Below are 19,678 nucleotides of genomic sequence, written 5' to 3'. Positions count from 1 at the left end.
ACCACATACAAATGGATTTAACGCCCATCTGGCTTAGTTTAAAACTTGCTTCTGTAACCACGCTTATTTTACTTATTATTGGTTTACCGGTAGCGTATTGGCTAGCAGGACGCAGCTCGGTGCCTAAACTTATTTTGGAGGCCATTATTACCATGCCGCTGGTGTTGCCCCCTTCGGTTCTAGGCTTTTATTTACTACTCACTTTTAGTCCGCAAAATGCGCTGGGCAAATGGCTGCAAAACACCTTTGCCATGCAGTTTGTATTTTCATTTAAAGGCTTAATTCTGGCTTCGGTTATTTACAGCTTACCGTTTATGATCAGCCCAGTCAAATCGGCGTTTAATCAGCTACCGCGTTCTATGGCCGAGGCTTCGTATACCATGGGCAAATCAAAGGGGCAAACGTTTTTTTATATTTTGCTACCCAACATTAAATCGGCACTGCTCACGGCGGCTGTGCTTACTTTTGCGCATACGCTGGGTGAGTTTGGGGTGGTGCTCATGATTGGCGGCAACATTCCCGGGGTTACCAAAGTAGCTTCCATTGCTATTTACGACGCTGTAGAAACCCTGGATTACGCCAGCGCCAACTACTACTCCCTGTTCTTATTTAGTCTTACCTTTGTAATTGTGGTAGCTGTTTTTGTTTTAAACCGCCATTCGGCCAAAAGTCCGCTGGAATGATACAAGTAGAGGTTACCAAACAAATAAAAACGTACAACGGGCAGCAGCAACTACAAATTAAAACCAGCTTCGCTCCGCAGGCTACTACCCAAATTTTTGGTCCATCGGGCGCTGGCAAAACTACTTTTTTAAAAATACTGGCTGGTTTGGTGCAGCCAGAACAAGGTCTTATCTGCGTGCACCAGCAAATTTGGCTAGATACTCATTCCAACATTTGCTTACCGCCGCAAAAAAGAAAAGTAGGCTTTGTTTTTCAGGATTACGCCCTTTTTCCGCACCTGACCGTGGAACAGCACCTGCTTTACGGTACTACGGATCAGGATTATGTGCAGCATTTATTAGAGATTGGCCAAATGACTAGCTTTCGGCGACATAAACCCCGGCATTTATCCGGTGGGCAGCAACAACGATTGGCTTTATTGCGTGCTCTTTCCACGAAACCCCACTTGTTATTGATGGACGAACCTTTTTCGGCGCTTGACAACACATTGAAGCAAAGCATAATAACGGACCTGAAACCATTGCTAGTGGAATTAAAAACTACTTGCTTAATTGTAACGCACTACCCGGCCGAGAGTGCCGACCTGGCCGAACATACTTTTGAATTACAGTAAAATCTGGCCGCCTTATTACTAAAAATTTAAAAATTGCCTTTCCACCAGTAAAAAATTACTTGCCCGTTTACTTTTAAAAAGAACGGTGGTTCCTTAATTTTTGGACAGCTATTTAAAAAAGCTTATTCATGAAGGACCTGGAAGTCATCATCCTCCTGTTATCAATTACTATTTTAGCCGCATTAGTTGCCATTAAAATTAAAATAGCGTATCCTATTTTTCTGGTAATAATTGGTTTGCTAATTGGCTTGTTGCCCGGCTTACCAATGATTAAGCTCGATCCGGATATTGCTTTGCTGGTTTTTCTGCCCCCGGCTTTGTACGCGGCAGCCTGGAATACCTCGTGGCGGGATATAAAAAAATACCGACGACCCATTTCCTTTTTAGCTATTGGCTGCGTTTTATTTACCACCAGCATTATTGCTTACATTAGTTCTTACTTAATTCCGGGGTTTAGTTTAGCCGAAGGATTTATTCTGGGCGCAATTGTATCACCCCCCGATGCGGTAGCGGCTACTTCGGTTACGAAAGGTTTACGGGTTCCGCGGCGTATTATTACCGTGCTAGAAGGAGAAAGTCTGGTGAATGATGCCTCCGGTTTGATTGCTTACCGCTACGCCGTAGCGGCTGTACTCACTGGTCAGTTTGTTTTCTGGGAAGCAGGTTTGCAATTTTTTATAGTGGGCATAGCCGGGGTACTTATTGGTTTTCTCGTGGGTTACGGAGTTTATTACCTGCATCAATTTATTAATGGCATACCCACCATTGATACAGCCCTGACCTTAGTAACGCCGTACCTGAGTTTTTTGCTCGCTGAGCATTTTCATTTTTCCGGAGTGCTGGCCGTGGTAACCAGCGGTTTGTTTTTAACGCGTAAGCTCCACGCCACCTTTACCCATAATACCCGCCTGCAAGCCAACTACGTCTGGGATATTATTATATTTTTATTGAATGCCGTTATCTTTATCATTATTGGCTTGCAGCTACCCGTTATTCTTACTTCTATCAGCAATTATTCCTTCCGGAATTTAATTTTTTATGGTTTGGTTATTAGCGTAGTTACCATGCTCATCCGGATAGTGTGGGTTTTTCCGGGCACGTATTTGCCCCGGATATTGAGTAAACACATTCGCACCACCGAAACCAGGCCGAGCTGGCAAGCCGTGTTTATTGTTTCCTGGTCGGGCATGCGCGGCATTGTATCGCTGGCCGCGGCTTTGGCGTTGCCGGTTTCTTTAGCCGATGGTACGGTTTTCCCGGGCCGGGATCTTATTATATTTTTAACTTTCTGCGTTATTCTGTACTCTTTGGTGGTACACGGTTTAACGCTTCCGCTGCTCATTAAAAAGTTTGATTTGCCCGTTGAAGTCAACTCGAAAGAAGTAGAAAAAAAAGTCCGGATGCAGATGGCCAGCCGAGCCATCACGCACATGGAATCTAATTTTTCGCCGGAAAATATCAGCAACGAAATTTTGCAATTTTTAAAAAATAAGTACGAGTTGCAAATAGACCAAATTAATGGCCGGGTACGCACCGATAATAGCCACGTAGACCCTAAGCTGTTGTTTCAAGAGTTTCATGCGGCTCAATGCGAGTTGTTCCGGATTGAACGGCAAGTACTCCAGGAATTGCGGCAGGCGGACAGCATCGAAGAAGAAATCCTGCGGAAACTAGATAACGAACTAGACCTGGAAGAAAGTAATTTAACGCTTCATTATCATTAAGCTTTAAGCATTTGTTTTCTCTGTGTTTCTTTTAATATGAATGCCTTTCGTGTAACCAAAATAGTCTGCCACCGCTCGGGGCCACAACCATTAATCTACTCATTTGCTTTTTTACCCATGCGATAATTAAATATAATTTTACTACTTTACACGCCAAATAAAGCATGTGATAAGCTAAAGAGGCAGCGGTTATAACGTTAATTGACAGAATACTTCCCGGGCGTAATTTATAAGCTTATCACTTTTTTAAACCAGAGGAATACCCCGCATAATCTCTAGAAATGCTACTTTACCTTTCCGGAGAAAATGTATGCCGTATTTGCCAGTACCGCTTTCGTTCTTTAGTAAAAATTTAAAAAATATTCTTTATAGGTTAATTCTACCCCACCGGCCGTAACAGGTACTCAGCATATAACAGGTACTTTGATAGGGCTTTCTTTTAGAAAATCCGATTAAAGTAAGGACCTGCTGGAGTAAACAATTTAAATTAAACTCCGCACCATTCCTGGCCAGAGAAGAAACTACCTCCCTATCCTCCTCCCAAATGAAACTTGCTATAGTGGTTTTGTCCTTTTTTATTTTAAAAAGCGCTACCTATGCCCAAAATACCCAGATTGACAGTTTAAACCGGCTCATTCGCCAAGCAACCACGGATACAGCCAGTATTAATCTTACTAATAGTAAAATCCGACTTTTAATTCGCATTAATCTGGACTCCGCCGAAACGCTAGGCTTGGCTACTCTTCAAAAATCAAAATCCCTTCGGTATTCTTACGGAGAAGCCGCCGCCCGCATTAACTTGGCCAGCACGTATATAATGAAAGGAAATTTTAAAAAAGCTTCGGAAAACATGAATATTGCCCAGAAAATATTTCTGGATATACCAGACTCTTTAGGGTTAAGTAATACCTACTCTACCTACGGTATGTATTATGGCATGCAAAGTAAATACGATTCTTCCATTACAAACCTGGAGAAAGCTATTAGCATTGCCGAACGCAATAAGTTTGAAGAGCGGCTGGCTACTTATTACGGCAACATTGCTATTGGCTACCAGATGCAAGCCAATTTTATAAAAGCTTTGGAATACCAGCAAAAATCCTTAAACCTGGCCATTGCCAATAAAGATGTTTCAAATCAAGCTTATATCCGCCTGAACATGGGGCTTGTCTTCGCCAATATGAAGGACACTTTGCGGGCCCGGCAATCTTTACTGGAATCTATCCGGTTGGCAAAACAAGAAGGAATAAAAAATGTGGAATTGTATGCCTATTCTAATTTAGCGAATTTATACAGTCAGAAAAAAGACGTTCAAAAAGAGTACGAATTTGCCATGAAAGCGGCCCAACTAGGCCAGGAAATGGGCGATTATGGCATTCAGGCCGCTAGCCTGTCTAAAGCAGCCGGCTCTCTGGCAACCATGCGGCAATTTCCGGCGGCAACGGCTTTAGCTAAAAAAGCCATCATTATTGCGGACTCTTCGGGCCAGACTTATAACCGGTACCAGGCTTACTCGAGTTTAGGGTATGTTTTACGGTTGCAAAATCAATACAAAGCAGCTATTCCTTACCTGGAAAAAAGTGTGGCGTTTTTAGAAAAAACCGATTTGTATAACGAAGAGGTAGGCAATACCTATCAACACTTATCTTATTGTTACGAGAAGACCGGCAATTTTAGCAAAGCGCTCACTTTTTTTAAAAATTCGGCCCAAATAGCGGATTCTGTTCTTAGCCGGGATAACATCCGCCGGGTAACGGAATTAAGCATGAATTATGAATTTAATAAAAAGCAAGAAACGCAACGGATCGAACAAAAAAACAAAGATGCTATTACCCAAGCCCGGCAGTTAGCTTTAATTGTTGGCCTGGTTCTTTCCTTTAGCCTGGCTGCCGTGGCATTTTGGGCTTACCGCCAGAAACAATTGGCGAATGCCCAGCTGCAAACCCAGAAAGAAGAAATTGAAAATACTTTAACCACTCTCAAGCGTACCCAAGCGCAGCTTATTCTGTCCGAAAAAATGGCATCTTTGGGCGAACTCACCGCGGGTATTGCCCACGAAATTCAAAATCCGCTCAATTTTGTCAATAACTTCTCGGAAGTAAGTGCGGAGTTGCTGGATGAACTGGCAGAAGAAATGCTGAAGGGGGACACCGACGAAGCTTTAGCCATTGTGGGTGATGTTAAAGAAAATCTGCAAAAAATCAATCATCATGGCAAGCGCGCCGACTTTATCGTAAAAGGCATGTTGGAGCATTCGCGGAGCAGTTCCGGCGAGAAAAAAACCTTGGATATCAGTAAACTTACCCAAGAGTACTATCGGTTAGCTTACCAAAATATACGCGCCAAAGATAAAGAGTATACCGCCAACCTGATTACAGAGCTAAATAACGACCTCCCGAAAATAGAAGTTAGTCCCCTGGAACTGGGTCGGGTACTGGTAAACGTGTTTAATAATGCCTTTTATGCCACCAAACAAAAGAAGGCCCAGCTAAACGGCCAATACCAGCCGGAGATAAAAATTACTACCAGTCAAAAAAATGGGTACGCAGTAATCCATATTCGGGATAATGGTACGGGCATGCCGGAAAATATCAAAAGCAAAATATTCCAGCCTTTCTTTACTACTAAACCCACCGGACAAGGCACTGGCCTGGGTTTATCTTTAAGTTATGACATTATTACCAAAGGGCACCAGGGCCAAATAGAAGTAAAAACAGAACCAGGGGAGTATACCGAATTTATTATTAACTTACCCCAAACGGCCAAGTCTAGGTTGGTTTAGCTGCTTTTCGTTTTACCGTCAGAAAATTAGTTTATGTATTTTTTTACCCTACTCTCTGTTTTTCTTCTTCTCAGGCGCTTGCGAAAATCCAACCAGGGCACCACTCAGACTTTTAAGTGGGACCAATGGCTGAATGTTTCCAGCTGGATTACTCTGGGCCTTATGTTTGCGATTGGCAGTTTTTTAAGCGACGAAGTATCTAATTTTAGCGCGGCCATTTATCTGTGGTTGGTCATATTCTTTATCTACAAAGAACCTGATTTTTATTCGTCCCGCGCCTTTGTTACCCCTATTTTGCCGTTTGCGGTAATTGCTTTTTTAAGCGGTTTTTTAAATTTAATTGTGCCGGACTTTTATAAAAATTGGGAAGGTTACTGGAGTGCGGCGATTATGGGTGCATTCGTCTGGAATTTTGCCAGTTGGATAAATGCTAATAAGCGCGAAAAAGAATTAGACTACGAACGCCAGCAAAGGCAACTGGAAGAACAACAAAAATTAGCTCTTTCGGCCCAAAATAACCAGCTCGAAGTTTTAGTAGCCGAACGCACCGCCGAAATAACCAAACAAAAAGAAGAACTGGAAGTAACTATAAAAGAACTCCAAGCCACCCAGGCGCAACTTGTTCAACAAGAAAAACTGGCTTCCTTAGGCGAGCTTACCGCGGGCATTGCCCACGAAATTCAAAACCCGCTCAATTTTGTGAATAACTTTTCGGAAGTAAGCACCGAACTGCTGGGAGAATTAAAAGAAGGCCCTTTGCAAAAATTACCTCCCGAAGAAAAACAGTACGCCGAAGAAATTTTGTTTGATTTAACCCAAAATCTGAACAAAGTATCGTACCACGGCAAACGGGCCGAGAAAATTGTGAAAGGCATGTTGCAGCACTCGCGCACGACCACCGGCCAAAAAGAACCCACGGACATTAATGCCTTAGCCGATGAGTATTTGCGGCTTTCGTACCATGGTTTGCGGGCGAAAGACAAATCTTTTAACGCCACTATTAAAACCGACTTTGCGCCGGATTTAAAACCTGTGGAAGCGGTTTCGCAGGATTTGGGTCGGGTATTGCTCAATTTGTATAACAATGCTTTTTACGCCATCAGCGAGAAGAAGAAATTACAAAACGGCGCTTTTGAGCCCACCATTAACGTATCTACCCAGCAAAAAGACGACAAAATAGAAATTCGGGTAAAAGATAACGGCTTGGGTATTCCCCAGGCCATCCGGGATAAAATCATGCAGCCGTTTTTTACGACTAAACCAGCCGGCAAAGGTACCGGCCTGGGTTTATCGCTCAGTTTCGATATAATCACCAAAGTACACGGCGGCACCATCGACTTAAATACCCAGGAGGGGGAATTTTCGGAATTTATCTTGCGCTTACCTCGGAATAACGGATAATTAATAATAATTTAAACACTATTTGACCCTATTTATTAAATAAATGAAAATATTAGTAGTGGACGACGAAGCCGATGTGCAGCCATTATTTTTACAACGTTTCCGGCGGGAAATTAAAAATGGCGAACTGGATTTTGCTTTTTCCGTGTCCGGAGAAGAGGCTTTTGCTTACCTGCAACAATACGATTCGGAGGTAGTACTGATTTTATCCGATATTAATATGCCCGGCATGAGCGGTCTGGAACTGCTGCAATTGATTCGCAAAAAGCACGAAACCAAGCCGCCCACCGTAATGATGATAACAGCTTACGGCGACGAGGAAAACTACCAGCAAGCCATGCACTACGGAGCCGATGACTTTTTAACCAAGCCCTTGGATTTTAGCCTGTTAAAAGAAAAACTTAAAAATTTTGCATCCTGATGGCCAAAATATTGGTGGTTGACGACGAGACCGATTTAGAATTACTGATTAAACAAAAATTTCGACGGAAAATTAGAGAAAACGCGTATGAGTTTGTTTTTGCGCACAACGGCGTAGAAGCTTTGCAGAAACTGGCCGAACACCCCGATTTAGATATTATGCTGAGCGACATTAACATGCCCGAAATGGACGGCCTAACCTTGCTCACCAAATTACCCGAGGTAAACCCGTTGGTAAAAGCCGTGATGGTATCGGCTTACGGCGACATGGAAAACATCCGGATGGCCATGAACCGGGGCGCTTTTGATTTTGTGTGCAAGCCCGTAAACTTCGAAGACCTGGAAGTAACCATGGATAAAACCATGCTGCACGTATCGCAACTGCGCGAAACCATGCAGGCCATTAAGGAAAATAACATTCTTAAAATGTACGTGGACGAGAACGTGCTGAATTTTATGACGCACAAAGAGTTCGAAAACAGTATTCTGGTAAATGAATCCATTGAAGCCACCATTATGTTTATGGATATTTGCGGTTTCACGTCTATTACCGAAAAAGTACCGGCCAATACGGTAGTGGGTTTACTAAACAAATATTTCGACTTGATGGTGAAAGAAGTAATTGCGCAGAATGGCCACGTGGATAAATTTATGGGCGATGCGGTGATGGCGGTCTTCCGGGGTAATTACCACCTGGACCGGGCCATGGATGCGGCCTTAGCGGTGCGCGAAAAATTGAATCAGGAAAATGAAGTACAGTTAGATGGGCATTTTTTTAAACCGCAGGTTTCGGTGGGCATTAATTCCGGCGAGGTTATTTCGGGTAATATTGGTTCTGTTTCGCTGCGCCGCTTAGACTATACCGTTATCGGCGATGGCGTTAATCTGGCGCAACGGCTGCAATCGGTAGCGCAGCCCAACCAAATCGTAATTTCGGAAGCAGTTTATGAACAAGCGAAAGAATCGTTTCAGTGCCAGAAAATAAAAGAAGTAAATTTAAAAAATAAAGCAGTTCCCGTGGTAATCTACGAAGTTTTAGAATAAGCGGCGGGTACAAGCCATTTCGATATTCGATTTTTCAATGTTTGATGTAAAATACTATTATCCGGATAGTAGATACCAAATTTTTACTTAGTTAAGTTCTTGTACAAAATATAATAAAAGAAATGCTGGCATGAGTAGCTGGTTTTTTTAATTTATTAGTAGCCTAACCAACAACTAATAAGGACCAATTACTTAAACTGTTTTTTTAAATAATTAAGCATGAAGCGCGGCATTAAAAAGATTTTATTGATTTTATTCCGCTAATTTTAATCAAGTAAATCGAGTATCGAACCATCGAACATCGGATAGGATTTTTTATGAAAAGTAAGATCTATTCCTTGCTTAATATTAAACCGGCCGAAGTCCGGGTAGTAAAGCAACTTTTTTTAGTACAGTTTTTTTTAGGTGTGGGCACCTCGTTTTTATTTACCAGCGCGCTCACCCTTTTTCTGGCGACTTACCCCATTAAAGAACTACCTAAAGTGTCGTTGCTGGCGGCCGGTCTGTTATTGGGCGCCAATTACGTGTATGCGGCCTTAGAAGCCAAGCTATCGCCTAAAAAGCTGTTGCAGGTGATTATTTTATTTTCTTTAATCTCTATTGTTTTTACCTGGTTAGAAGCTGCTCTCTTTCCCATTACCTGGCTGCCTTTTTTCTTATCAGCTTGGAATTTAGTATTGTATATGGTAATAGGGTATGCTTTCTGGGGTATGGCGGCCATTATCTTTAACGTCCGGGAAAGTAAAAGAATATTTTCGATTGTAGGCTCCGGCGACATTCCGGCCAAAATTCTAGGGTACGCGGCGGTAGCGGTTTTAGCCCCAGTTATAAGCGTTATCAACGTGCTGGCTATTTCCATTATTGCTTTTTTAATAGCCTACTATTACCTAAACCAATTTAATCACCCGGTTATTGTGGCCTCGCCCGAGCAGGCGCACCACCCGCCCACCCGGTCGGGGCACCCAGTGAGTGAGGAACATCCTGGTTTTATCAGCCGTTTTTTTGAAAATAATTTAATATTGGTAATTGCCGTTTGGTCTTTCGTAGGATTTACTATTTTCTCTTTGCTGGATTACACTTTTTTAACCGAAATAAAGGTTAAGTATAAAACCAGCCACGAACTAGCTTCTTTTCTGGGTATTTATTTTGCCGTGGGCCGGGTACTGGCTATGTTTATTAAAGTAGTTTTCAGTAGCCGGGTTATTAACCGCTTGGGCTTAGCTAATTCTTTACTGGTAACGCCTGCTATCTTGCTGCTCATCACTGGATTTATCTTACTCACGCCGCATAATGCTACCGACGTTCTAATAATTTTTGGCTTAATGGTGTTGCTTTCCGAGGTTTTAAAATCGACGGTACAGGAACCGGCTTTTTTTATTTTATTTCAACCCTTGCATCCGCACACGCGCTTAAAAGGTCATTTAATTACCAAAGGTTATACTTTGCCTTTTGCCTTACTGGTAGTGGGTATTTTTGCTTTTGCTTTCCGCGACCCGCATGGCGAAATTTCGATTGCGCTGGTTTGCCGCACCTTGGTTTTACTCCTGGCTGTTTGGTCGGGAATGGTGTTGCTGATTAAAAAAGAATATGTACATACCCTGATTCAAGCTTTAAAAAAGGGTTATTTTACGGGCACGCAACTTTTTTTATCCGACAAACCCGTCCGCGATTTGTTACTGGCCAAAACTACCAGCGAAAAGCCCAAAGAAGTATTGTTTGCTTTAGAATTACTGGAACGCTCGGGGTATAAACAAATAGATACTTTATTATTACAGGAGTTACATAATGCTTCATCGTTAATAAAAAAATACGTTTTATCCCGAATTACGCACCGGAATATAACCGCAGCTTTACCGGTTGTAGCGCAGCAATTAGCGGCCAATCCCTCCCCCGATACCAAACCCGATTTAATTCGGGCGCTCTATTACTTAAATCCTGAACAAGCTCGGGAACAGAATAAATTTAAAAATTTAGACCCGGCGAGTAAAAAAGCGGCTTTACTGGGTTTAGCTTCGCGTCCCGAACCTACTATCCAGCAAGTAGTGGAGCAAGAAGTAACCGCATTGGCCGCTGCCTCCCCGTTAGAAGCTAAGCTACTGGCTTTAGAGATTATTTCGGCCGCGCCCCACGGCAATTTTCAGGCGCCTTTGCAAAGCTTACTACAAGATTCTTCGCCAGTAATTTTTAAAAACGCGATGGAAGCCGTGGGCCAGGTTAAAGCTTATTCCTTATGGTCGGTGCTGCTGGTTATATCGGCAAAACAAAATACCACGGGAGCCTTGCAGAGAGCTATTTTACACTTCGGCGATTCAATTTTTGCTCCAGAATACCTGATTCCTGGTTCTGTACCAGAGGCAATTAACCATATAATTATCAAAACGGCTGGAACCATAACCGGTCATCTGTCTACTAATTATCTGCTGTTTTTTTTGCGAGCCCAAAACCAAACGAGAGATTTAGCAGTAGCCGCCCTGTACCGGAAAAAAGCCAATTTAGCGGATGCTGGTCAGGAAGAAGTGGCCACTTGGCTCGAAGCCAAACTAGCACAAACGAAACAGAAAATAAACGTTACTGCCCGCTTAGCCGCTGATCCGGTTGCCGGTTTATTGACCACTGCTTTGAAATCGGAAATTGCGCAAGATGGGCAGCTTATTTTACAAGCCTGCGCTTTGCTCTACAACCGTCCGCACCTCGAACGCGTGCTGCAGCTAATAAAATCCCGGGACCAAGCCCGCCTTTTTAACGCCATTGAAATGCTGGAGCTCCATATCCCGAAACGCTACTTTTTGCCTATAGATGTTATTTTGGAATACGCGCTGGAGTTTCAGCCTGCTCCTACGTTTAACGTAAGTACCCACGCTTCCGGGGTAAGCTCCGTTATTCAGGAAATACTAGTGGCCCCCGAAACCAGTTTTAATGTCTGGACGAAATCCGTAGCTTTATACTTGATACCTACTTTAAAGAATAAGGATTTTTTGCAAATTCTGAGCGAACCGCTCCCGGAAGAAAATCATCCTTTACTGAGTGAAACTAAAAGATTTGTTATTTCGCAAGTAGAATTATAGTTGCTGCATGTTACTCATAGAAAAAGTGCTCACCCTCCGGTCTTCGGAAATTTTTCAGAACACACCCGAAGCCGAATTGGTGGAACTAGCCGGAGTTTTAGAGGAATTGTACCTGAATACTAACGAAACCTTATTTCAAAAAGGCGACGTGGGTGAAAGCATGTATTTTATTTACAAAGGGAAAATCCGCGTTCACGATGGCAACCTAACATTAGCCGTTTTAGAAGAAAATGAAATTTTAGGAGAATTGTCGGTGCTGGACGCCGACACCCGTTCAGCGAGCGCCACCGCTCTGGAAGAAACCATTCTGCTGAAGCTGGAACAAGAGCCTTTCTATGATATTATGCTGGCGAACGCCGAAGTACTTAAAGGAATTTTAAAAACGCTGGGTCGCCGGCTCCGGATTATGGATGCCAAACTGGCCGAGACTAAAACAAGTGCTCCCACGGCGCAACCTTCTTTTTAATTTGCGCCAGGTACACTTGCTTTTGTTCTTCGCGCCGTTTTTTAGATGAGGCCGTAAAGTAGCAATGGTTTTCTAAAAATTTAATTTGTACTTGGTTCCAGTCCCGTTCATTTTTCACGATTCCTTGCCACAGAAACTCCTGGTACAGCCCCTCCCCGATTACATAAAAATCGCTGCGGCCCAAGTAATCCAAATCGGCATCGCAAATAATTTCTTCTAATTGGGTCTGCGGCTTTTGAGGTACTTGCGTGGCTTTAATTAAATTAAAAATAACTTCTTTTTGGCGGTCCGTAAATTTAAAAAGGGTTAAGTCAGTATCGGCTATTTCGCAGCTTTTAGCTTCGTGCCCCTGGTAAGTAAATAAGAAACCCATATCGTGGTACAAGGCTCCTACTTTTAAAAGAAACAGATCTTCGGCGGAGTTTACCATTTCTAAATCCGAAATTGCGGTACATTGCGCTACTACATCTACCGTATGTTTAAGGTGGTGGTACGTATGCTTTTCGGTTAATCCGGTGCGTAATTTCCGGAGGGCGTAATCCTGTATTTCGGGGTAGGTAGCAGTGGGCATTATTGGTATGTAAACTACGGAATATACAATATTTCTGGCGGTTGTTCAACAAAAATCGATTGTTGCCTTAGGTAACCAGGTTTATGCCTCCCATCTCTACGGCTTTAAAGAAAATTTTAAATTTTTAATCTCATCCTTCACAAAATTTACTTTTAACGCTTCCGGCGTATTTTTTTGAGGATTCAGAAACTTGATTTCTAAATTATAGTTGATTTTTTTAATCAATACTTGACTGCCCGGAACGGGCTTGTGACCGGCGTTCCGCATTCTTTCGGTAACTAAGTCGTTCAGACTTTTTAAGGTGGTCATGTAATTTACTTTAAACGGAATCTGGGCGTTTGGTGGAATGGTGTATTGCTCCTCCGTAAGTAAAGTTTCTTTATGGTTCAGGTTAATAAACACATCTTTTAGCTTGGTTCTTTGGGTGCCGCTCAATTGAATGGGTTGCGCACCAGCACTTTGTATCTCGTAGTCCAAGTTCAGGCTGATAATCATTAAATCGATCAGAAGCGGTAAGTCAAAGTCGTTATTATTATGAATAGAGAAGAGTAACCGGCCTCCTTTCCAACTCACGGAGTCCACGAACAAGCCAGAAATTACCGGTTTAAAGTTTTTTTTTGTTCGTTATCTTTAATTTTGCTCCAACTCTCGTTTATCTCCAGAAACTGCTTTTCGGCGGCGGCTCGGGTTGCATCCGAAATGTTAGAACGGTCGAGTAAGCTATACAAAGTGCATAAAGCATCGCGCTTCGAGCGATAACCTTCATAAAATTCTGGCGACACTTCTACCATCTGCTGGGAGTTCGCGTTTACAATTTTAGAAAAATCGGAGGTAAACGATCCCGAGGCACTGGCTGCGCCTATATTCTTGATCTTGTCGGCGTCGGCTTTAGCGGCCGCTTCTAACTTAGTAGCTAAATCTACCACTGTTTTGCTATCATAGCCGTTTACTACCTTTAACCATTTGGTATCGGGCAAAGTGCAGTTGCTCGTGGATGCCGGCTCAAACATTTGTTTAGTGGGGGGTTGCGCCGTACACCCCATCAGGCAGCACATTACAAATGCCACATTATCCAGAAACTTCTTCATAATTTAAAAAAATGTGTTTAGTGAATCATGCTAGCAGAAGATTACCGGTTAAAATTTTGCGGCTGGAGCAATACCCATTACACGGGTAAGTGCCAAGGAGAAGTTACTGATGCTGTTTGCATTGTTCCTTTTTTAAGAGATTTTTTCAACTAATATACTAGTAGTTAATAATTTATGTAACCTAATATTATTTTAGAATAAAGAAAAGCAAAACTTATTTTTTCTAATTCTTGATTGCCGGCCGAGCTACGCTGCCTCCTCCTCCGGTCCTGAAATGAGCCGCAGGAGCTTACCACCCGATCTACCGGTTTTTTACCAGTTACACAATTATTAAATTTGTAGTGTATAAAGCTGGCTTTATAGAGCAAGTTCTCTTCGCTTATCAAAGACTACAAAGGATTTAAAAGAGGTTTTTTTAATTTTTACTTGCCTACCGGCTTGTTAGCAGCATCTGCACCCAGCATTTTATGCCTAGAATCACCCGCATAAATCCTAAAATTTAAAAAATTTACTCGGCTTAACTTCACATTGCTACGCTTTTCTTAATTAAAGCATGGCATCTTAATCCAGAATGCCGGAATTATTTGTTATGCCCGCGTTTTATAGTTTTAGCTGTTCTATTACTTCGCCTGGTAGTATTTAATTTTTTAAAAAGTAAATCGGGTATTTGTGTTTAAACTTTTGGCAAGGAGGTAAAAAGTTAATAATCTTCTTTAAACGTTAGCCACAATTCTAAGTGCTCCGGAGTCATGCTCAAATCACTTACTACATAAGCCCCGGTGCTATCCAACAGTTCTAACTCAGCTTTACTAAACTTAAAAATTGCGTTAAACCGAGCTAGCTGAACCAACATTCCTTTAGCTGGTGTGTAGGGCAGGTAAAAAACTATGTTATTTACTTTTTTTAAAATAGAAAAGTGTAATCCTTTATTTTCTATATCATACAGGTAATTTTCTACGGGACCTTGCAATAAGTAAAATGCTACTTTCATAAACGTTAGATTAATCCCGGGCTATTGCGTTCACCCTTATTGGCCTCCCAAAAATAGAACTGTTTTGGTATAGAAAAAACGGAATGGGAATAGGAGGTATGGAAAGTTCGTGTTTAAAATACCTTTATAACAGATTTAGAGGGATGCGCATCGAATTTAGTCTATAAAATTAACTACAAAGAGATTTTAGCAGTTTGCCAGGAAGTAAAGGTTTTCCTGTTTAATAACTAACTGTTTTGAGTTACACCATCTCCTCTGGAACAATGCTGTTTTAAGGGAAGCTTCCAGTGGTGCCCTGGACATAAAGTCACATTTCTACAATTGTGATTGGAAAAAATATAGCGAAAGATGTTTAAAATAATTAACAATCTTAACAAAGCAGCAATTGATGATGGGCTTAAAAACATTCTATACCTCGCTTTCCAGAAAGGTTATGTTAATGCTTTACTAATATACACCTGAAGGAAATTAAATAGTGCCTACACAATGCTAATTTTTATCAAATTTTTAATAATTAATTTTTTTATATATAATATAAATTATATATTTGTTGCATATATTTAGATCGCCGGTAAGTTACTGATCAATTATTTCTTATCCATGTTAGGAAAGAGATTAAAAGTGGCTTTGCGCGTGTACGGAATATACCCCATTGATTTAGGTTATACATTATTATCCATTTTCTAACATACAATTTTACTTATGAAACAATTATTCATCAAATCAGCATTTATTGCTAGTGCCTTATTTTTAACGAGCACCTTCAACGCTTCTGCCACAGCCCGGTTAGCCACTTTTGGTTTTTGGGAAATTATCTTTGGCAATCATACCGGTGGCCATACCGGAGGGAATAACAACGGGAACACCAACGCCCCCATTGATGGAGGATTAAGTTTGCTCGTAGCAGCTGGTGCCGGTTTAGGCATTAAAAAAGCCCGTGAACGTAGAAAAAAAGAAAAGGACGGTGCCGATATAAATAACGATCATCTTTAATTTTATCAGCCAAATTTCCTATCTGATTTTAATCGCTCATTTCTGATTAGAAATAAATGTAAGCATTGGTGCTTGTAGTTTTTCTTTCAGTAATGAGCGTTTCATCTTTACCACAACTTTTCCACAGTTAATCCTTTCTATTTACCCTTTATCATGACTATCACCGCTACCATCCATAAAAGCTTACTGAAATATACTGAAGTAACTTTTGTTATTAAGCTTATAACCTTCACGGCTCTTCTGTATTACTTTAATGTATTTTATATAGCTATCACGGATGCGAACGGGGCTATTTTCAGTTCTTTTCTCCATTCCTATCTGGATTATATTTCCTGGCTTAGAACATCCATCTTGCATACGGCTCAATTAATAGGGCAAACATTTGGTTTAAAATCTTACATTGCTGATAGCTATACTTTAACTGTACCTCATGGTCCGGGCGTGATTATTGGCTATACTTGCTTGGGCTACGGAGTAATGAGTTTTTGGATAGCTTTTATTGTGGCGCAACAAGACACTTGGCAAAGAAAAGTAAGCTGGTGCCTTATAGGCTTAACCAGTATTTGGTTAATAAACTGCTGGCGAATAGCCGTTATATTGATTGCTCTGGCTAAAAACTGGAACGTCAATCAATATTTAGATCATCACGATACGTTTAATGTAGTCGTTTATGCTTTACTTTTTTTACTCATTTATTTGTACTACAAACACAGTAAAAAAGAGTTAAAAACAAATAGGCCGGCTCATTCTAATAAGGATTTGCTTGTTACGTATTAGCGCTATTTACTATACGAGCAATGTACTTTACTTGCTATTAGATCTATAGAAATACTACAACCGTTAAATCTGGGCCAACTTCTATAACTTCTTCCTCCTCCAATTCTTGCAGATCTGCCAGAATTATTCCGGAACAAATCATATCTAAACCGGTAAAAATCAAATTTTAGTTAAAGGCCCACGCGAGTAGGGCCTTTTTCTGGTTAAAGTAATTAAGGATTAAAGAGGTAACAAAATAGCATGAATTGTATCTAGATACAAGTACTGAACAAGGCTAAACAAAGGATTACTACTATACTGGAATTTAAAAAAATAATCAAAATTCTTTATACACATGTTTCGGATTTCTCGGGCAAAAACAGTAATCAGGTAAGGATTTTGGTTTTAATGAATATATAATGTAAACGCTATGAAATTAGAAATCTATCCCAACACTAACGAAGAAGAGTATGATATAATGACCGAACGCCTTAACATGCTGGCGGACGCATTAGCCAATGTGCAACCCGGCAGAAATCTACCGAAAGCAATAGAGGACAAAATTGGCAGTTGGGATATAATTCATTTCTTAAAAAAACTAATATATAAAATCACTTACTAAGAACTACACTATAAGCTGTTAAACAGGCTGGAGTAAGACTATGCATCATCTAAAATGTTTAAGATTTCAATTCTAACATAGTGCGATTAAAGGACTTGCTCTATAATACCAAAATAGCGTACCCTTCCTTATTCCAATTCTAACATAGTGCGATTAAAGGAGCATTTCTCCTTATCCCTTATAAATTCCAAATTCAAATTTCAATTCTAACATAGTGCGATTAAAGGTTTAAATAATTTTTAATTTTTTGTTCCTTTTAACTCTATTTCAATTCTAACATAGTGCGATTAAAGGGATTAATAGCCAGTTAAAAACATATTCATTAAACATATTTCAATTCTAACATAGTGCGATTAAAGGCTTAACGCAAGTAGATAAAACCTACTGCGTGGCCTAATTTCAATTCTAACATAGTGCGATTAAAGGAGCTTATTTGCCCTGCTTAAGCAGCGTTCCGCCATCGATTTCAATTCTAACATAGTGCGATTAAAGGAGATCCAGACACCAATGGCTAATAGCATCACCAAATATTTCAATTCTAACATAGTGCGATTATAGGCTTTCGGGTGAAGTAGAAAAGGCGGTTATTATCTCTATTTCAATTCTAACATAGTGCGATTAAAGGAAAAACATCAACTTCAGCCCGAACAGAAACCAACGTATTTCAATTCTAACATAGTGCGATTAAAGGGGTTATTCAGCCGACTAAACCACGGATTATTCAGATATTTCAATTCTAACATAGTGCGATTAAAGGGGTATTAGCTTGCTTTATTGCCCGCATAACTACAAGAATTTCAATTCTAACATAGTGCGATTAAAGGCGGGCTTAATCCTTCTACCGCCAACCACGAAAACAAATTTCAATTCTAACATAGTGCGATTAAAGGAATAAGGCCCTTTGTGCGGCACTATCGCTGCCTAAATTTCAATTCTAACATAGTGCGATTAAAGGAGCACCTATTCCAGAGTCAGTAACACCTGCTCCGCTATTTCAATTCTAACATAGTGCGATTAAAGGTCAATAAAGTAGCTTATGTATCAGGAATACTTCCATTATTTCAATTCTAACATAGTGCGATTAAAGGTTGGTCGGACTGTTTTACACCAGCGTAAATTAGTTAGATTTCAATTCTAACATAGTGCGATTAAAGGACGAATATGGGGCTTACTCTCCTGAAGTCGAAGCTTAATTTCAATTCTAACATAGTGCGATTAAAGGTTATTTTAACGATTTAATACCTTATTAATTTCTTCTAATTTCAATTCTAACATAGTGCGATTAAAGGTCAGTATTACGGAAGGCCAAAAAGTTATAAAGTATGATTTCAATTCTAACATAGTGCGATTAAAGGATGCCAATAGTTTGGCGTAACGTGTATGAACATAATATTTCAATTCTAACATAGTGCGATTAAAGGTTAGCGCAGCAAAGAGAAAAAAGCTCGGCAGAAAAAATTTCAATTCTAACATAGTGCGATTAAAGGAGGAAGCTTGAGACACGCCGGAAATCATTATACCATATTTCAATTCTAACATAGTGCGATTAAAGGCAACGGATCTCTGGGAAACGCCTCAGGCATTTTTCGAATTTCAATTCTAACATAGTGCGATTAAAGGGAAAACTGCAACCATGCTTTTGTGATGGGTTTAAAATTTCAATTCTAACATAGTGCGATTAAAGGCCCTCCAAAACCGGGTTAACAGCCGCCGAACACCCAATTTCAATTCTAACATAGTGCGATTAAAGGGGTATGGAATCTGACTGGGCAACTGCAAACCGAAATATTTCAATTCTAACATAGTGCGATTAAAGGTTACCGGTTTCAATTTGCTTCGGGATCCGAAACCGGCATTTCAATTCTAACATAGTGCGATTAAAGGAAATGCAGAAGCACTTACATCTGCTTCTGCAAAAAAATTTCAATTCTAACATAGTGCGATTAAAGGTTATTTGCCTGACTTTTATGTAAGTATCGGTTTTATATCTCAATTCTAACATAGTGCGATTAAAGGATACTTAGACGATTTTCTGCACTTTGCAAAAGCGTTATTTCAATTCTAACATAGTGCGATTAAAGGTTGTTTTTAGGCGAGATCAGCAAAGCTTATAACCGCATTTCAATTCTAACATAGTGCGATTAAAGGTTGGGAGTTTGATTTTGATCCGAGTGATCGCATTAAATTTCAATTCTAACATAGTGCGATTAAAGGGTGCGAGGAAAAACTCGAACGCAAGCAAGAAAAAATATTTCAATTCTAACATAGTGCGATTAAAGGGATTCCAAAGAATCGAATGTGCAGCGCATGGGTCCGCATTTCAATTCTAACATAGTGCGATTAAAGGCCGACCTTACGTCAGTGTATCGCAGGTTACAATTAAATTTCAATTCTAACATAGTGCGATTAAAGGCAACGGCGGGCTTAGTGGATTATGTCAAGCAACGAGATTTCAATT

The 19,678-nt window shown here is 40.6% G+C and carries 16 protein-coding genes and 1 CRISPR repeat array (1 of these 17 cut by a window edge); of the genes, 12 read left to right on the top strand and 4 right to left on the bottom strand.

Features of this window, described 5'->3' with window-relative positions; genetic code table 11:
- Window positions 1-11 precede the first annotated feature (11 nt).
- From modB to AHMF7616_RS04355, 9 genes are all read left to right on the top strand, one after another.
- A complete protein-coding gene (gene modB, locus AHMF7616_RS04395) occupies window positions 12-683 on the top strand; it encodes a molybdate ABC transporter permease subunit (protein WP_115371780.1) in 672 nt (223 codons plus the stop codon).
- A complete protein-coding gene (locus tag AHMF7616_RS04390; protein WP_115371779.1) occupies window positions 680-1,297 on the top strand; it encodes an ATP-binding cassette domain-containing protein in 618 nt (205 codons plus the stop codon). The genes modB and AHMF7616_RS04390 overlap by 4 nt, the downstream gene beginning before the upstream one ends.
- 128 nt (window positions 1,298-1,425) lie before the next feature.
- Window positions 1,426-3,021 (top strand): Na+/H+ antiporter, encoded by a 1,596-nt coding sequence (locus AHMF7616_RS04385; protein ID WP_115371778.1) that lies wholly within the window; start codon window positions 1,426-1,428, stop codon window positions 3,019-3,021.
- A 544-nt stretch (window positions 3,022-3,565) separates the two neighbouring features.
- Window positions 3,566-5,803, top strand: a complete 2,238-nt coding sequence (locus tag AHMF7616_RS04380; RefSeq protein WP_115371777.1) for a tetratricopeptide repeat protein — start codon at window positions 3,566-3,568, stop codon at window positions 5,801-5,803.
- Between the two features lie 78 nt (window positions 5,804-5,881).
- Window positions 5,882-7,204 carry a sensor histidine kinase gene (locus AHMF7616_RS04375; RefSeq protein WP_158546097.1) on the top strand — a complete coding sequence of 441 codons (1,323 nt, stop codon included), beginning with the start codon at window positions 5,882-5,884 and terminating at the stop codon, window positions 7,202-7,204.
- 43 nt (window positions 7,205-7,247) lie between these two features.
- Window positions 7,248-7,625, top strand: a complete 378-nt coding sequence (locus tag AHMF7616_RS04370; protein WP_115371775.1) for a response regulator — start codon at window positions 7,248-7,250, stop codon at window positions 7,623-7,625.
- Window positions 7,622-8,668, top strand: coding sequence for an adenylate/guanylate cyclase domain-containing protein (locus tag AHMF7616_RS04365; protein ID WP_115371774.1), 1,047 nt, complete (start codon window positions 7,622-7,624; stop codon window positions 8,666-8,668). Before AHMF7616_RS04370 ends, AHMF7616_RS04365 begins: the two co-directional genes overlap by 4 nt.
- 317 nt (window positions 8,669-8,985) lie before the next feature.
- The gene (locus AHMF7616_RS04360) at window positions 8,986-11,733 is read left to right on the top strand and encodes a hypothetical protein (protein ID WP_147275603.1); all 2,748 of its coding nucleotides are present in this window, start codon (window positions 8,986-8,988) and stop codon (window positions 11,731-11,733) included.
- 7 nt (window positions 11,734-11,740) lie between these two features.
- Window positions 11,741-12,199 (top strand): Crp/Fnr family transcriptional regulator, encoded by a 459-nt coding sequence (locus tag AHMF7616_RS04355; RefSeq protein WP_115371772.1) that lies wholly within the window; start codon window positions 11,741-11,743, stop codon window positions 12,197-12,199.
- Here the strand turns inward: AHMF7616_RS04355 and AHMF7616_RS04350 are convergent.
- The 4 genes from AHMF7616_RS04350 to AHMF7616_RS04330 all read right to left on the bottom strand — a co-directional run bounded on the left by AHMF7616_RS04350 (window position 12,162) and on the right by AHMF7616_RS04330 (window position 14,849).
- Window positions 12,162-12,770, bottom strand: coding sequence for an HD domain-containing protein (locus tag AHMF7616_RS04350; protein ID WP_115371771.1), 609 nt, complete (start codon window positions 12,768-12,770; stop codon window positions 12,162-12,164). The two genes, AHMF7616_RS04355 and AHMF7616_RS04350, sit on opposite strands and share 38 nt — an antisense overlap.
- Window positions 12,771-12,866: 96 nt before the next feature.
- The gene (locus tag AHMF7616_RS04345) at window positions 12,867-13,358 is read right to left on the bottom strand and encodes a hypothetical protein (RefSeq protein WP_147275602.1); all 492 of its coding nucleotides are present in this window, start codon (window positions 13,356-13,358) and stop codon (window positions 12,867-12,869) included.
- A gap of 8 nt (window positions 13,359-13,366) precedes the next feature.
- Window positions 13,367-13,858 (bottom strand): hypothetical protein, encoded by a 492-nt coding sequence (locus AHMF7616_RS04340; RefSeq protein ID WP_115371769.1) that lies wholly within the window; start codon window positions 13,856-13,858, stop codon window positions 13,367-13,369.
- A 700-nt stretch (window positions 13,859-14,558) separates the two neighbouring features.
- Window positions 14,559-14,849 carry a hypothetical protein gene (locus tag AHMF7616_RS04330; protein ID WP_115371767.1) on the bottom strand — a complete coding sequence of 97 codons (291 nt, stop codon included), beginning with the start codon at window positions 14,847-14,849 and terminating at the stop codon, window positions 14,559-14,561.
- A gap of 702 nt (window positions 14,850-15,551) precedes the next feature.
- Between AHMF7616_RS04330 and AHMF7616_RS04325 the strand changes: the two genes are divergently transcribed.
- The 3 genes from AHMF7616_RS04325 (at window position 15,552) to AHMF7616_RS04315 (ending at window position 17,220) form a co-directional block, all read left to right on the top strand.
- Entirely contained in the window at window positions 15,552-15,842 is a 291-nt protein-coding gene (locus AHMF7616_RS04325; RefSeq protein ID WP_115371766.1) for a PID-CTERM protein-sorting domain-containing protein, read from the top strand.
- Window positions 15,843-15,995: 153 nt separating this feature from the next.
- Entirely contained in the window at window positions 15,996-16,619 is a 624-nt protein-coding gene (locus AHMF7616_RS04320; protein WP_115371765.1) for a hypothetical protein, read from the top strand.
- Window positions 16,620-17,028: 409 nt separating this feature from the next.
- Window positions 17,029-17,220, top strand: a complete 192-nt coding sequence (locus AHMF7616_RS04315; protein ID WP_115371764.1) for a hypothetical protein — start codon at window positions 17,029-17,031, stop codon at window positions 17,218-17,220.
- Between the two features lie 63 nt (window positions 17,221-17,283).
- Window positions 17,284-19,678: a CRISPR direct-repeat array (repeat unit 30 nt; unit sequence ATTTCAATTCTAACATAGTGCGATTAAAGG) (it continues 1,147 nt past the right edge of the window).

The organism is Adhaeribacter pallidiroseus, assembly GCF_003340495.1.
In the GTDB taxonomy this organism is placed as follows: Bacteria; Bacteroidota; Bacteroidia; order Cytophagales; family Hymenobacteraceae; genus Adhaeribacter; species Adhaeribacter pallidiroseus.
The sequence above is the reverse complement of the archived record's forward strand: the minus strand, read 5'-3'. Positions and strand labels throughout refer to the sequence as shown.

What these genes read in the sequence shown, in the direction of transcription:
- modB (WP_115371780.1), top strand. Translation starts at nt 12, where the DNA reads ATGGATTTAACGCCCATCTGGCTTAGTTTAAAACTTGCTTCTGTAACC.
- AHMF7616_RS04390 (WP_115371779.1), top strand. Translation starts at nt 680, where the DNA reads ATGATACAAGTAGAGGTTACCAAACAAATAAAAACGTACAACGGGCAG.
- AHMF7616_RS04385 (WP_115371778.1), top strand. Translation starts at nt 1,426, where the DNA reads ATGAAGGACCTGGAAGTCATCATCCTCCTGTTATCAATTACTATTTTA.
- AHMF7616_RS04380 (WP_115371777.1), top strand. Translation starts at nt 3,566, where the DNA reads ATGAAACTTGCTATAGTGGTTTTGTCCTTTTTTATTTTAAAAAGCGCT.
- AHMF7616_RS04370 (WP_115371775.1), top strand. Translation starts at nt 7,248, where the DNA reads ATGAAAATATTAGTAGTGGACGACGAAGCCGATGTGCAGCCATTATTT.
- AHMF7616_RS04360 (WP_147275603.1), top strand. Translation starts at nt 8,986, where the DNA reads ATGAAAAGTAAGATCTATTCCTTGCTTAATATTAAACCGGCCGAAGTC.
- AHMF7616_RS04355 (WP_115371772.1), top strand. Translation starts at nt 11,741, where the DNA reads ATGTTACTCATAGAAAAAGTGCTCACCCTCCGGTCTTCGGAAATTTTT.
- AHMF7616_RS04350 (WP_115371771.1), bottom strand. Translation starts at nt 12,770, where the DNA reads ATGCCCACTGCTACCTACCCCGAAATACAGGATTACGCCCTCCGGAAA.
- AHMF7616_RS04340 (WP_115371769.1), bottom strand. Translation starts at nt 13,858, where the DNA reads ATGAAGAAGTTTCTGGATAATGTGGCATTTGTAATGTGCTGCCTGATG.
- AHMF7616_RS04330 (WP_115371767.1), bottom strand. Translation starts at nt 14,849, where the DNA reads ATGAAAGTAGCATTTTACTTATTGCAAGGTCCCGTAGAAAATTACCTG.
- AHMF7616_RS04325 (WP_115371766.1), top strand. Translation starts at nt 15,552, where the DNA reads ATGAAACAATTATTCATCAAATCAGCATTTATTGCTAGTGCCTTATTT.
- AHMF7616_RS04320 (WP_115371765.1), top strand. Translation starts at nt 15,996, where the DNA reads ATGACTATCACCGCTACCATCCATAAAAGCTTACTGAAATATACTGAA.
- AHMF7616_RS04315 (WP_115371764.1), top strand. Translation starts at nt 17,029, where the DNA reads ATGAAATTAGAAATCTATCCCAACACTAACGAAGAAGAGTATGATATA.